The following is a 14,458-nucleotide window of genomic DNA, read 5'->3' as shown; positions in this document are numbered from 1 at the left end:
AAGGCCTCTCAAAATGGAATTTTGGGCAGTTATCAACGATTTAGGGGTTTTAATTAACATCAATTTTAGCCATTTCACGTTTTTTATCATTAAATCACTTGAACCCATAAATCGTTTTATCTTTGCAGCGCCCGATGATGGGTATAATTCTTGAAGACTACTTTTTATGACCTTTACCCTTCATGCCACCGATAGCGAAAGCCAAGCGAGGGCCGGAACGCTGCAATTAGATCACGGACCGGTTGAAACGCCCATCTTTATGCCAGTCGGAACCGTTGGAACGGTAAAGGGAGTTCATCAACGCGAACTTACCGATGAAATCAATCCCGATATCATTTTGGGAAATACCTATCATCTGTATTTGCGCCCACAGATGGATATTCTAAAAAAGGCAGGTGGACTCCATAAATTCATGAATTGGGACCGAAACATTCTAACAGATAGTGGCGGGTATCAGGTCTATTCGCTTTCAGCAAACCGGAAAATCAAAGAGGAGGGCGTAAAGTTTAAGTCGCATATCGATGGAAGTTTTCATTTTTTCACCCCTGAAAACGTGATGGAAATACAACGAACCATTGGTGCCGATATCATCATGGCCTTCGATGAATGTACACCCTATCCTTGCGATTATCAATACGCGAAGCGAAGCATGCATATGACACATCGCTGGTTAGACCGATGTATTTCACATTTGGAGAAAACACCTTTGCCATACGAGCACAATCAAACCTTGTTTCCCATCGTGCAGGGAAGTACCTATAAAGACCTTCGGAAACAGTCGGCAGAGTATATCGCTTCTCGTGAAGCGGAAGGGAATGCGATTGGTGGGCTTTCCGTCGGTGAACCGGCCGAGGAAATGTATGAAATGACGGAAGTGGTTACTAATATACTTCCTAACGATAAGCCGCGTTATCTTATGGGTGTGGGAACCCCTATCAACTTATTGGAAAATGTAGCATTGGGAGTCGATATGTTCGATTGTGTGATGCCTACACGAAATGGTAGAAACGGAATGCTGTTTACCGCCCATGGAACCATCAACATAAAAAACAAGAAATGGGAAGACGATTTTTCACCCATTGATGAAATGGGTATAACCTGGGTAGACACTGCTTATAGCAAAGCATACGTACGACATTTATTTACGGTGAATGAAATGTTGGGAAGGCAAATCGCGACCATCCATAATCTTGGTTTTTACCTATGGCTCATGCGTGAGGCTAGAAAGCATATTATAGCTGGCGATTTCACCTCATGGAAAAATAAAATGGTCACCCAAATGGATAAACGATTATAACATGCTCAGCATCCTCGATCGATACATATTGAAAAAATACCTCGGTACGTTCGTGCTGATGCTGCTGTTATTCATTCCTATCGGGATTACCGTAAACCTGGCGGAAAAGATTGATAAGATTCTTGAAAACGAGGTGCCATTCGTAGAAGTCGCCAAATATTATTTGGATTTTACGGTTTATTTTGCAAACCTACTATTTCCGCTGTTTCTTTTCTTGTCCATTATTTGGTTTACCTCCAAATTAGCTAACAATACTGAAGTTGTTGCATTTTTAAGTAGCGGAGTATCCTATTATCGATTCCTTCGACCGTATCTTATCGGTGCAACAATCGTGTGTATTGGAGCACTTTTTTTGGGTATGTACCTGGCGCCTATGGCAAGCAAAGGCTTCAACGAATTCAAGTACGAATATTTAAAAAAGGGACATAAAGATAGAAGTCAGAACAACGTCTACCGTCAGATAAACCCGAAGGAATATATCTATGTAAGCTACTTCAACGTGCAGCAGCAATCGGGTAACAACTTTACGCTAGAGCATTTTGAAGGTAATGAAATGACCTATAAGATCTCTGCAAGTCGAATAAAATATAATAAGGAAGATAGTACCTATAGTCTTCATATGTATTCTAAGCGGAAAGTGGGTAAAAATGGTGATATACTAGAGACGGCCAATAAGAAGGATACCGTATTTTCTTTTGAGATGGAGGATCTTACGCCAGTTGAATATATCGCAGAAACGCTAAATTACACCGAGCTTAACACGTTTATCGAGCGTGAAAAAGCAAAGGGGTCAACCTTTATCAATCGATACGAGGTAGTTCGTTATAAGCGTTGGAGCTTGCCGGTTTCGGCCTATATTCTAACAATTATTGCGGTATCGGTATCCTCGGTGAAGCGAAGAGGGGGAATGGGTGTGAACCTAGCTATCGGACTTTCCATAGGAATGGTATTTATCTTTTTCGATAAGGTATTCGGGACCTTGGCAGAGCAAAGCGATTTCTCTCCCTTTATCGCAACATGGTTTCCCAACTTTATCTTTGGTATCTTGGCTATTTATTTGCTAAACAATGCCAAACGATAAGCTAACACAGTACCTACATTTACATTTTATCGTTTTTATTTGGGGCTTTACGGCCGTTTTAGGCGCCCTTATTTCAATTGGAGCCATTCCTTTGGTTTGGTACCGCATGCTTATAGCGTCTTTATTACTATATCTTTGGGTACGGTTGAAAAAACAACAGCTAAGATTTCCACCTAGAGTCTTACTGGGGTTCTTTCTTGCTGGCTTTCTAATCGCTGCACATTGGTTATGTTTCTTTGGTGCTGTTAAAGTTTCTAATGTATCCGTAACCTTGGCGGTTATGTCAACAGGAGCTTTTTTCACTTCGCTATTGGAGCCTATATTCTTTAAACGAAAAGTGATAGGCTATGAAGTGTTCTTCGGAATATTGGTGATCATCGGTCTGTATATCATTTTTAATGTTGAAACGGAACACCTTTTAGGAATGGTATTAGCATTGGGAGCCTCGCTATTGGGCGCCCTCTTCACTTTATTGAATGGGAAGTATGTTGCAACCTACACCGCTTCGTCCATTTCCTTTTATGAACTTAGTTTCGGAATGCTTTGTATTTCGGTATACCTCGGAATCTCAGGGGGTTTTTCAAGGTCATTTTTTGAACTATCCGCAAGCGATTGGGGATTGCTGTTGCTATTAGCATCAGTATGTACGGCCTATGCTTTTTTGGCCTCGGTGCACGTTATGCGTTGGTTAAGTCCATACACCGTTATGCTAACAGTTAATTTGGAACCGGTATATGGAATTATTCTCGCCCTGCTTATTTTGGGTGAAGATGAGAACATGAGCGATAGCTTCTATATCGGTGCGGTAATTATTGTGCTGACCGTCATTGCGAATGGCATTCTAAAACATCGACTTGAAAGAAAAAAACGTCGACAGCATCTTAGCTAGGAACAAAATTTTATCTTTGTAGGCTAAGCAAAATACTAACATAGGATCGCAACGATGGAATATCTTGAATTTGAACTCCCTATAAAAGAATTGCAGGAGCAATACGATAAGGCATGTAAGATTGGTGAAGAGAGTGATGTAGATGTCACCAACACCTGCAAGCAAATTGAGAAAAAACTCAACGAAACCAAAAAAGAGTTATATAAGAATTTAACCCCTTGGCAACGAGTTCAACTGTCTCGTCACCCCAATCGTCCCTACACTATGGATTATATCAATGCCATTTGTGGGGATTCTTTTTTGGAGCTCCATGGCGATCGTAGTTTTAAGGACGATAAGGCAATGGTCGGGGGTCTTGGAAAAATAGGCGATCAGAGCTATATGTTCGTGGGTCAACAAAAAGGATATAATACCAAGACACGCCAATACCGAAACTTTGGAATGGCGAATCCTGAAGGCTATCGCAAAGCCCTTCGACTGATGAAATCGGCTGAAAAGTTTAATATTCCAGTCGTAACCTTCGTAGATACGCCAGGAGCCTATCCCGGTCTGGAAGCGGAAGAGCGCGGACAGGGAGAAGCGATTGCTAGGAATATTTTGGAAATGACCCGCCTACAGGTTCCGATTATCGTAGTGATTATTGGTGAAGGTGCCAGTGGCGGAGCCTTAGGGATCGGTGTCGGCGACCGTGTATTAATGCTCGAAAATACTTGGTATTCGGTAATCTCGCCTGAAAGCTGCTCCTCTATCTTATGGAGAAGCTGGGAATTTAAGGAACAGGCCGCCGAATCCTTAAAACTTACTGCCAAAGACATGAAACGTCAAAAGCTCATCGATAAAATCGTAAAAGAACCTATAGGTGGTGCGCATAGCGATCGACCTAAAACGTTCGAAACCGTTGCGAAGGAAATCGAGAAGGCTTTCACGGAATTGAAAAAATTATCTACAACCGAATTGGTAGACCAACGGATGGAAAAATATTCCAATATGGGAGTCTTTAAAGGCTAATTCCAACTATATCCACGTTTCCGTCAATTCAGGGAATTCCGACAACTTTTTTTCGTATCTTATTAACAGCTTTTTGAAGTTATCAACAATCAAATTGTTGACGACTAGTTAACAATCGTACCTCTCTAAAAGGGGATTCAACTTAACATTTTCTTTACATTCGCTCCCATGGAAAAAGTGCAACCCAAAACCTCATACAAAACTCGTGCTTCGCAGGTAATCGCATTGGAGAAAGGTAAATTACCTCCACAAGCTACTGATTTAGAGGAGGTTGTGCTCGGAGCAATGATGATTGATAAAAAAGGGGTCGACGATGTCATCGATATCCTACATGCTGAGGTTTTCTATAATGAGAAGCATCAGTTTATCTTCGATGCTATCCATACGCTCTTCGAAAACAGCGAACCGGTCGACTTATTAACGGTTTCTTCCCAATTGAAGAAAGAAGGAAAACTGGAAGCTGCAGGAGGGGAGTTTTTTTTGGTGCAATTAACCCAAAAAGTGGCGTCTTCGGCACATATCGAGTTTCATGCGCGCATCATTCTTCAAAAATATATTCAGCGTAGTCTTATCAAAATTTCGAATGAAATAATTGAAGAGTCCTACGATGAAACCACCGATGTATTCGACTTATTGGATACGGCTGAAGCGAAGCTCTACGAGATTACGCAGGGAAATATCAAGAAATCTTCTGAAACAGCTCAGCAACTTGTCATTCAAGCCAAGAAAAAAATTGAGGAAATCGCCAATCGCGAGGGACTATCCGGAATTCCGTCTGGGTTCGAGAAGGTTGATAAACTTACATCTGGATGGCAACCAAGCGACCTGATTATTATCGCTGCCCGTCCAGGTATGGGAAAAACCGCCCTTACCTTATCGATGGCCCGAAATATGGCCGTTGAACATAATATACCCGTTGCTTTCTTCTCTTTGGAGATGTCCTCGGTACAGTTGATTACACGACTTATTTCCTCGGAAACACATCTTTCAAGTGAAAAACTGCGTACTGGTAATCTTGAAAAACACGAATGGGAACAGTTAAATGTGAAAGTGAAAGGACTTGAAAAAGCACCGCTATTTATTGATGATACGCCATCGCTCTCTATATTCGATCTTCGTGCAAAGGCTAGACGACTATCTTCACAGCATGGTATCAAGTTGATTATTGTTGATTACCTTCAGTTGATGACTGCTGGTGGGAATCAAAAAGGAGGGAACCGTGAACAGGAAATTTCAACTATTTCGCGTAACCTTAAAGCATTGGCTAAAGAACTGAACGTCCCCGTTATTGCGCTTTCGCAGCTTTCACGTGCGGTGGAAACGCGAGGTGGAAGTAAGCGTCCGTTGTTAAGTGATTTACGTGAATCGGGTGCGATAGAACAGGATGCCGATATCGTTTCGTTTATTTATCGTCCAGAATATTATAAAATTGATGAATGGGACGATGAAGAGCGATCTCCTACCGAAGGACAGGCTGAATTCATCGTAGCCAAGCACCGTAACGGTGGTTTGGATGAAATTCGATTGAAGTTCGTTGGACATCTTGGTCGATTCGAGAACCTGGATACCTTTGGTGACACAGGTGAGTTCGAAAGTAGAATGAATGCTGCTGCAAATGACGATACTTTCAAGACCGACGATTTGCCTTCACCAGGTGAAGCCTTCGGTAGCTCCATGAACGATATTTCACCCGAAAACAATGACGATGAGGTCCCGTTCTAACCAACAATACAACTATTACAACAAAGCCGATACGATGAAAATCCTATCGGCTTTTGTCTGCTATAGAAATATGGAACATTTTTTGTCGTTATCTTAGCACTATGAAGAAGTTATTATCCCTTATATTTTTACTATTTATTACCTTTTCTGTTTCTGCTTCCTATATTCTTATCCCGATGGATGCCGATGGTCAGGAAGAACACTTAAAAGCATACGGAATTACCTATTGGACCCTTGAACGACAACAAAAGGTAAAATGGTTGTTGAATTACCGCGGAGGCTCCTTTTTGTTGCCGGATGTAGAAGAAATACGGAAGGAATGTCAGATTCGAGGGGTCTCATTTGAAGTAATTTCGGATAGTAAAACGGAAGAGATCCTATCCTTTATCAGCAGTCCATCCCAAAATATGGAGGCGGTGGTCTTGGAAAAAGCACCGAAAATTGCGGTGTATTCACCGAAGGGGAATCAGCCATGGGACGATGCCGTAACCATGGTGCTTACCTACGCCGAAATACCTTATGATGTGGTATACGATACTGAAGTATTGAACGACCAGCTAATCCTATACGACTGGCTTCACCTACACCATGAGGATTTTACTGGTCAATATGGGAAATTTTATCGCGCCTATCGCGCGGCGCCTTGGTATATTGAAGACAAGCAAAATGCAGAGGCACTAGCATCAGAACTTGGCTTCAATAAAGTCTCGGAGGCTAAGTTAGCGGTTTCTAAAAAGATTCGGGATTATGTAATCGGTGGCGGATTTATGTTTGCCATGTGCAGTGCTACCGATAGCTTCGATATTGCGCTTTCCGCTGATGGAGTAGATATTTGCGAGCCTATGTTCGATGGCGATCCTAGCGAGCCTGGATATCAAAGTAAGATCGATTTCAATAAAACATTTGCCTTTACCGATTTCACCTTAGAAAGAAGTCCGATGGTATATGAATTTTCGTCTATCGATATGACAAGCAAGCGTCGAATTCCGAAGGAAACCGATTACTTTACCTTAATGGATTATTCTGCAAAATGGGATCCTATTCCTACGATGTTAGTACAGAACCATACGTCCTTGGTAAAAGGTTTTATGGGTCAAACTACTTCGTATGATAGAAGTACCGTTAAAGCGAATGTTCTAGTGATGGGAGAGCATAAGTCGAATGGTGAAGCAAGATACATTCACGGAGTGAAGGGGAAAGGTTTCTTTACATTTTATGGCGGGCACGACCCAGAGGATTACCAACATAGGGTAGGGGATGCGAAAACCGAATTGGCGCTTCATCCAAACTCGCCCGGATATCGCTTGATATTAAACAATGTATTGTTTCCTGCTGCTAAGAAGAAAAAACAAAAAACATAAGAAATAAAAAAGCCGCTCAATCGAGCGGCTTTTCTTTGTGAAATAAACAATGAGTTTTACTTAACTTTATCTACTAGGGCTTTAAACGCCTCAGGGTGATTCATTGCCAAATCGGCCAAAACCTTGCGGTTCAATTCGATATCGTTGGCTTTCAATTTCCCCATGAACTTAGAATACGACATTCCGTTCTGACGAGCACCCGCATTGATACGAGTAATCCAAAGCGATCTAAAGTTACGTTTCTTTTGGCGACGGTCGCGGTACGAATACTGCATGGCTTTATCCACTGCATTCTTGGCAATCGTCCAAACATTTTTACGTCGACCAAAGTAACCTTTGGCTTGTTTGATGACTTTTTTTCTTCGTGCCCTTGAGGCAACTGCATTTACTGATCTTGGCATTTCTTTTTAATTTTTTGTAGCAGGCGCTCCGACTTCGGAAACTTTAAAGGCCATACTCCAGGGTTAATAAAATGGGTAAATAACCAGTTAAGGAATTTACTTAAGGTTAAGCATTTCCTTAACGTTGTCTTCATCAGCCTTATGTACCAACGTGTCGTGAGTAAGGGCTAACTTTCTTTTCTTGCTTTTCTTAGTCAAAATGTGACGCTTGAAAGCATGCTTTCTTTTAATTTTTCCAGTTCCTGTCAACTTAAAACGTTTCTTGGCGCTGGAGTTTGTTTTTTGCTTAGGCATTACGTTTATTTTTCGAGTTTATTTCACACATCCTTCCATCGAAGGAATATTTTAAATGGCTTGCGCCTTATTTACTTTTCTTTGTAGGAGCCATGAACATAATCATTCGTTTCCCCTCTAATTTTGGCATTTGCTCAACTTTTCCAACATGTTCCAAATCCTGAGCTAAACGCAATAATAAAATTTCGCCTTTATCCTTAAAGACAATCGAACGACCTTTGAAAAACACATACGCCTTCAACTTAGCGCCATCTGAAAGAAATTTTTCAGCATGCTTTTTCTTGAAATCGTAATCATGGTCATCCGTATTCGGACCAAACCGAATTTCTTTCACTACTACTTTCGAAGCCTTGGCTTTCATCGCTTTTTCACGCTTCTTTTGTTCGTAGATGAATTTTTTATAATCCATCACCTTCACTACCGGTGGATCGGCATTAGGCGAAATTTCAACTAGGTCTAAGCCCATTTCTTGAGCGATACCCAGTGCTTTTTTGGTTGGATAAATATCCATTTCCACGTTATCACCAACCAAACGCACCTTATCGGCACGGATTTTTTCGTTGATCCTGTGTTGATCTTCTTGTTTACGCCTGCTAGGGCCTCTTCCTCTTTTTCTTCTAATTGCTATGACTTTAAATATTATTCCCGCTTTTCCGGGAGGTTAGACTTTTTTAAAAATCTACTGTATTTTTTGCAATTTCGTTGTTAATTAATTCAGAAAATTCAGCGACCTTCATGGTGCCCATATCTCCTTCACTATGCTTCCTAACGGAAACCGTGCCGTCTGCTTCTTCCTGTTCCCCTACAATTAACATATATGGGAACTTAGAAAGTTCGGCCTCTCTAATTTTCTTGCCAATCGTTTCATTCCGATTGTCGACAAGGGCGCGAATTTCGGCATTTTCCAACAAATTTAAAACTTTTTGAGCGTAATTTTCATATTTCTCGCTCAATGATAAAATGGCAACTTGTTCGGGCATAAGCCATAAGGGGAAGTTTCCTCCGGTATGTTCTAACAAAATAGCGATAAAACGCTCCATGCTGCCAAAAGGCGCGCGGTGTATCATTACCGGTCGATGCAATTCGTTATCGCTACCCTTATAGGTTAAATCGAAGCGCGTTGGTAAGTTGTAATCCACCTGAATAGTACCCAACTGCCAACTTCTTCCCAAAGCATCTCGAACCATAAAGTCGAGTTTTGGCCCGTAAAATGCTGCTTCTCCAGTTTCCACCACATACTTCAATCCTTTATCTTTTGCGGCGTTCAAGATGGCGGCTTCCGCTTTCTCCCAATGTTCATCATCTCCGATGTATTTCTCGGGATTCTCGGGATCGCGAAGTGAAACCTGTGTCACGAAATCTTCAAACCCTAAAGATTTAAAGACATATAGCACCAAGTCGATTACCTTTTTAAATTCTTCATCCAACTGATCGGGTGTACAGAAAATATGCGCATCGTCTTGGGTAAAACCGCGAACACGTGTTAAACCATGAAGTTCACCGCTCTGTTCATATCGATATACAGTACCGAATTCGGCATACCGCTTCGGAAGATCTTTATATGACCAAGGTTTGCTGTTGAATATCTCACAGTGATGCGGACAGTTCATTGGCTTCAATAAAAACTCTTCACCTTCAGCAGGAGTACTGATAGGTTTAAAGCTGTCTTCACCATATTTCGCATAGTGACCAGAAGTTACATATAATTCCTTTTGACCGATATGAGGCGAAACAACCATTTCGTAACCCGCTTTTTTCTGGGCTTTTTTCAAGAAGTTCTCCAGGCGCTCTCGTAAAGCAGCGCCTTTAGGCAACCATAACGGAAGTCCTTGACCTACCTTTTGCGAAAAAGTAAAAAGTTCCAATTCTTTTCCTAACTTTCGGTGATCGCGTTTCTTGGCTTCTTCTAAAAGTTCTAGGTATTCCTTCAGTTCCTTTTGCTTCGGAAAACTGATGCCATAAATGCGGGTAAGCTGTTTGTTATTTTCATCGCCCCGCCAATACGCTCCGGCAATGCTCATAACCTTAACGGCTTTCACGATGCCAGTGTTCGGAATGTGGCCCCCGCGACAAAGATCTGTAAAGGTGTCATGGTCGCAGAACGTAATGGTACCATCCTCCAGATTTTCGATCAGTTCTACCTTGTACTCATTATTTTGATTCTTATAAAAAGAAAGTGCTTCCTCCTTTGAAACCTCACGCATGGAAAATTCATGCTTGCCTCTAGCGATTTCAAGCATTTTAGCTTCAATCTTCGGCACATCCTTTTCAGAAATTGTATGCTCGCCCGGATCAATATCGTAATAAAAACCGTTTTCAATCGGAGGTCCGATGGTCAACTTAATGCCAGGGTATAGCTGCTGAAGTGCCTGCGCCATAATGTGGGCAGAGGAATGCCAGAAGGCTTGCTTTCCCTCATCATCATTCCAAGTATATAATACCAATGTACCGTCTTCGGTCAGCGGCGTGGTCGTTTCAACCGTTTCGCCATTATAAGAGGCTGAAATCACGTTTCGGGCCAGGCCATGACTAATGCTCATGGCGACATCCATTGGAGTGGAGCCCTTTTCCATTTCTTTAACGCTGCCGTCGGGTAAAGTAATCCCTATCATATCCTTGAAAAATTTTAATAAGGGGCAAAGATAATAGGTATTCGTGGGATGGGCAACGGATTCTGAATGATGTGAAAAATTATTCTGCTTTTTCTTCTGTAGACCGCGTATCTGGAAAATCCCAAAAATCGGCATACATGCCGTAGACATAATCCATTTCATTTTCAACAACAAAATTCTCGTCACGGCCCTTATCAAAATTCACGTGAAATACATATGTTTTTATACCGGCATCTCTAAGCTTTTTTAGCAGGGATAATTCATCTTTTATGATACGTCTTGAAATGGCTACGTAGTTTACATCTAGATCATTAAATAGAGTGATTACATTCCCTCTGGATCTTTTTAACACACCTTCTGATGCTAAAACCCCTCTGATTTCTAATTGCTGTGCTTCCTTTAAAGCCTTCAACGAAAAAAGTTCCATCATCAACCTATTTCTATATCTAAAATTTGGTACGAAGTCTAATGGTCTATTTACTTTGTCAGTAACCAAAATAGCGTCTGAGTGCTTTTCGAACCAATTATTTACCCCGTTCATGTCGAGTGGGGTCAAAGTATCTATCGGCGATTCCATAAACTGTTGTCTGCTTGGTGGAAGTGCACCTGAGTATTGCGTATTCTTTGCCCAATGTTCCCAGTCATGAGCAGCGACATATGCACTGTCAGATGTTTTGATGAAATCTAGTTCGAATATTCTAAAGCCTTTAGCGTAGTTTTGTTGTAGGGCTTCCAATGAGTTGGTATAAGTGCGTCCATTTACGGCACCCCCCGCATGTGCGATAAATCGCATTGTGTCACTCTTTCGTATTACAATTTCCGGATCCTTAATGGGTGTAATTTTAAATTGTTTTGTTAGGGACTTTTCATCCGAAAATTCTTCGATATTACCATCACGGTAATAGCCGATGTAGGCCTCCCGTTTAGTGAGGGCTGATAGCGATTTAAACCCGAGCCTTTTGAACTCAGTTGATAATTTCTGCAACTCCTTTTCGGCGGAATCGTGGGAGACTATATAGAAGTTTAAGTTAGCTCTCTTTAAATCTTTAATTAAGGCGAGCAGGTCTTCTACATCTTGAAATTTTGAATAAGTATCAAAATTACGCACTCTAAATTTATTATTATGAAGATAAAGGACATTCAGACCACGAGTTACTTCATGGGGCTTATGTCCTGTATAAATGACGCTGGTACCATAACTTTTTATATAGTCATATCCGGTACTGCGAAGAAAGATTTTATCACGTTCGGGGGTTAAACTTGGCTTGAGAATATTCCAAGAGTCGAATATTTCAATGTCAGAGTCATTTATAACAATTTCTCCTTCGCCAAACCGAGTAATACCAAGTCCATTTATAGTTTGAAAGTACGCGATTATTGAGTCCCCCTGTCGAGAAAAAATTAACCGTGCATAATCTTCTTCAGATTTAAACGCTTTTTTAAGTTGTTCATTTGTATATCCAAATTGATTCCTTTTCCCTAATATAGAATCCATTCTTAGTAAGCGCATATCTTTACTGAAATCAAGGGTCTTAAGAATATTTTCCGATCCTCCGGGTATTGATACTTGATGCGATCCATTTAATGAAGAGAGTAAAAAACTAGTATCGCCATCATAAGAGAGTCGAAAGCCTTTAGAAAAGTTTGTTCGTTTTAAGGCAGCTTCATTTAAGCTAAGAAGGTTTTTTTTATTTCGTTGAATGAATCTATGTTTTTCAGTACCGATATAGTCGGTAATAAATGTTGCATTCGTGCGAACTTTTGCGCCATTAATAATCATTCTGGGAATATCAATCTGCAATATCGGCTCTTGTATATTCCCTAGCAAGATGTTTTCCGGCACATTGCTAATGAAAAACAAACCGCGCTTATTCTTAAATTTTTTAAGAACTGCCGACTGATTTTTCATTAATGTATGATCTGGGAAAATGTATATAGCGGTATTGTCAATTAAATTTTCCCTTTCTAAAAACGCTATTAAATCCCCTATGTAATAGTCCACCGCAGCAGTCATAAATTCGAGGTTCGATTCCTGGGCAGGAAGGATATTTTCCATGCGGCTATCATATACTCCGTCAGGATAATGACCAGAGATAGTCGATAAAAACAAAGCAAAGGTTTCGTCGTTACTTTTATGGGATTTGATTTTTTTCTTCGCTTCTTCAAAGAGATCCTTATCGTGAATTCCCCAATTGATTTTTTCGTATGAGGTATCAAAGTCACGCTCAGAATAAACATCAAAATTTAGGGCTTCTAACATATGCATAATACCGGAGAATTCTTTATTACCGATTAGGTATGAGCATTTGTAATCTGCACTCCTTAGAATCTTTCCAAGGCTTGGAAGGGAAAAATGTTTGGTGTCCTGGAATATCTCATTGCCCTCCGATTTAAAATAAGAGGGCATCCCTGTCATGACGGTATACATAGATCCGGTCGTCCATTGACTACCATCGTTTTGACGCATAGGTAACAATGTATTGCTGGAGCCAAACTTCCGTAAATTTGGGGTGAGGTGTTCCAACGGCGCCTCCAAATAACCCCTTTCAAAGGATTCTAACGAGAGAACTATGATGTTCTTTCCTGCCGTGGCTTCTATGTCCTCTGCTACAACATATTGCTCTGGGTCAATACCGAGATCCTTTAAGGCCTGCGAAAAGTCCTTTTCCTTTGCGGTCTTTAAATCTATTATGCTATAGATATTATTTGCAATTCCATCTGGCAATATCATTAAGAATAGCCCAATAAGAATAGGGATGCCCAAAACCCACTTTGGGAGCACGATTTGGCGCAATTTCCGGCTCCCTGCATATAGGATAACGCTTATTGCTACAAATAAAAGGCTAAACAGAATAATCTCCTTTAAGAAAAAGCCACCTACAGATGTGACAATGGAAATATTCGCATGCTCGTAAAACTTATAATCGATCAAATTCCCGTTCATGTATACCGATAGCGACTGAAGGGTTAAGAATAGCGAGAGTAATAAGGACAATAAAAAGGAGACAGTCTTGTTTTTGAAAAGCGTAGTAATGCTAATACCCACTATGAATAATAGCAACAATTGGAAAATAACAAACATAAGGCAAATTCGATATAACGTTTGGGTAACAATTACCTAACAATTCGCAAATATAGCATAACCATCGGACATCTTTGAAAATTTGGAATCATATAAACCCTACTTGTAATATAGTGTTGGGCGTTCCCTCCCAAGCTACCTTCCGGTAGCATAAGAGGGCGGGCTATCCGCTATATCCCCGATGTAAATCGGGGGATGCCGCTGCTATCCCTAACGCAGGATATTTAGTGCATATATAATAAGGTATAAAAGCGACAAAAAAAGTTTCGAGAGTAATGAACGACCAATCAGCGACTTGTAAAAAGGCTTTAAAAAAAACTTTAAAATAAGGTTGTGGAATTGAAAAAGGCCGCTATCTTTGCACCCGCTTAGAAAAACAATCCACACGGATTTCAGGATAAGCAGACGTTCATTAAAAACATTGAAAATTTATTTTAAAAAGGGTTGTAGGTTTCAAAAAGACTTGTAAATTTGCACCCGCTTTCAAAACGAAAAGTTGCCGCTCGAAAGGGTAACAAAAAATTTTATGAAAATTATTTTTGAAAGTGTTTTTGAAATAAAAAAATGTTGTATATTTGCACCCGCTTTCGAGAGGGGGCGATATTGTAAGATGGCCGGGCGGGCAGCCCGGGGATGGGGTTCGACTCCCCGTCGGCCGACAGATTGATGCCGGGATTTTTTTTGACCGGCGAGTTCATTGAGGTATTGTAA

General features: G+C 40.8%; 11 protein-coding genes. 6 read left to right on the top strand and 5 right to left on the bottom strand.

Going from position 1 to position 14,458, the window contains the following annotated elements; genetic code table 11:
• The first annotated feature begins 166 nt into the window (after positions 1-166).
• The 6 genes from tgt (at position 167) to I4Q58_RS14725 (ending at position 7,358) form a co-directional block, all read left to right on the top strand.
• Positions 167-1,297, top strand: coding sequence for a tRNA guanosine(34) transglycosylase Tgt (gene tgt / locus I4Q58_RS14750; protein WP_203296677.1), 1,131 nt, complete (start codon positions 167-169; stop codon positions 1,295-1,297).
• A gap of 1 nt (position 1,298) precedes the next feature.
• On the top strand, positions 1,299-2,378 hold the full coding sequence (locus tag I4Q58_RS14745; protein WP_203296676.1) for an LptF/LptG family permease: 1,080 nt from the start codon (positions 1,299-1,301) through the stop codon (positions 2,376-2,378).
• Positions 2,365-3,267: a DMT family transporter gene (locus I4Q58_RS14740; protein ID WP_203296675.1), complete on the top strand. Its 903-nt coding sequence runs from the start codon at positions 2,365-2,367 to the stop codon at positions 3,265-3,267. The genes I4Q58_RS14745 and I4Q58_RS14740 overlap by 14 nt, the downstream gene beginning before the upstream one ends.
• 54 nt (positions 3,268-3,321) lie before the next feature.
• Positions 3,322-4,275, top strand: coding sequence for an acetyl-CoA carboxylase carboxyltransferase subunit alpha (locus tag I4Q58_RS14735; protein ID WP_203296674.1), 954 nt, complete (start codon positions 3,322-3,324; stop codon positions 4,273-4,275).
• Between the two features lie 168 nt (positions 4,276-4,443).
• The gene (gene dnaB, locus I4Q58_RS14730; RefSeq protein WP_203296673.1) at positions 4,444-5,997 is read left to right on the top strand and encodes a replicative DNA helicase; all 1,554 of its coding nucleotides are present in this window, start codon (positions 4,444-4,446) and stop codon (positions 5,995-5,997) included.
• Positions 5,998-6,098: 101 nt separating this feature from the next.
• Positions 6,099-7,358: an asparagine synthetase B gene (locus I4Q58_RS14725; protein ID WP_203296672.1), complete on the top strand. Its 1,260-nt coding sequence runs from the start codon at positions 6,099-6,101 to the stop codon at positions 7,356-7,358.
• 56 nt (positions 7,359-7,414) lie between these two features.
• Here I4Q58_RS14725 and rplT read toward each other — a convergent pair whose 3' ends face one another.
• The 5 genes from rplT to I4Q58_RS14700 form a co-directional block, all read right to left on the bottom strand.
• Positions 7,415-7,759, bottom strand: a complete 345-nt coding sequence (gene rplT, locus I4Q58_RS14720; protein WP_203296671.1) for a 50S ribosomal protein L20 — start codon at positions 7,757-7,759, stop codon at positions 7,415-7,417.
• A 96-nt stretch (positions 7,760-7,855) separates the two neighbouring features.
• Positions 7,856-8,053: a 50S ribosomal protein L35 gene (rpmI, locus tag I4Q58_RS14715; protein ID WP_203296670.1), complete on the bottom strand. Its 198-nt coding sequence runs from the start codon at positions 8,051-8,053 to the stop codon at positions 7,856-7,858.
• Between the two features lie 67 nt (positions 8,054-8,120).
• Complete coding sequence (infC, locus tag I4Q58_RS14710; protein WP_317194075.1) at positions 8,121-8,675, bottom strand: translation initiation factor IF-3; 555 nt, start codon at positions 8,673-8,675, stop codon at positions 8,121-8,123.
• A gap of 49 nt (positions 8,676-8,724) precedes the next feature.
• Positions 8,725-10,665: a threonine--tRNA ligase gene (gene thrS, locus I4Q58_RS14705; protein ID WP_203296669.1), complete on the bottom strand. Its 1,941-nt coding sequence runs from the start codon at positions 10,663-10,665 to the stop codon at positions 8,725-8,727.
• Between the two features lie 79 nt (positions 10,666-10,744).
• Entirely contained in the window at positions 10,745-13,609 is a 2,865-nt protein-coding gene (locus I4Q58_RS14700) for a sulfatase-like hydrolase/transferase (protein WP_203296668.1), read from the bottom strand.
• Positions 13,610-14,458: the final 849 nt, after the last annotated feature.

This window comes from Luteirhabdus pelagi (assembly GCF_016827595.1).
In the GTDB taxonomy this organism is placed as follows: domain Bacteria; phylum Bacteroidota; class Bacteroidia; order Flavobacteriales; family Flavobacteriaceae; genus Luteirhabdus; species Luteirhabdus pelagi.
The sequence above is the reverse complement of the archived record's forward strand: the minus strand, read 5'-3'. Positions and strand labels throughout refer to the sequence as shown.

Coding starts and splice junctions, on each gene's coding strand:
- tgt (WP_203296677.1), top strand. CDS start 167: ATGACCTTTACCCTTCATGCCACCGATAGCGAAAGCCAAGCGAGGGCC.
- I4Q58_RS14745 (WP_203296676.1), top strand. CDS start 1,299: ATGCTCAGCATCCTCGATCGATACATATTGAAAAAATACCTCGGTACG.
- I4Q58_RS14740 (WP_203296675.1), top strand. CDS start 2,365: ATGCCAAACGATAAGCTAACACAGTACCTACATTTACATTTTATCGTT.
- I4Q58_RS14735 (WP_203296674.1), top strand. CDS start 3,322: ATGGAATATCTTGAATTTGAACTCCCTATAAAAGAATTGCAGGAGCAA.
- dnaB (WP_203296673.1), top strand. CDS start 4,444: ATGGAAAAAGTGCAACCCAAAACCTCATACAAAACTCGTGCTTCGCAG.
- I4Q58_RS14725 (WP_203296672.1), top strand. CDS start 6,099: ATGAAGAAGTTATTATCCCTTATATTTTTACTATTTATTACCTTTTCT.
- rplT (WP_203296671.1), bottom strand. CDS start 7,759: ATGCCAAGATCAGTAAATGCAGTTGCCTCAAGGGCACGAAGAAAAAAA.
- rpmI (WP_203296670.1), bottom strand. CDS start 8,053: ATGCCTAAGCAAAAAACAAACTCCAGCGCCAAGAAACGTTTTAAGTTG.
- thrS (WP_203296669.1), bottom strand. CDS start 10,665: ATGATAGGGATTACTTTACCCGACGGCAGCGTTAAAGAAATGGAAAAG.
- I4Q58_RS14700 (WP_203296668.1), bottom strand. CDS start 13,609: ATGAACGGGAATTTGATCGATTATAAGTTTTACGAGCATGCGAATATT.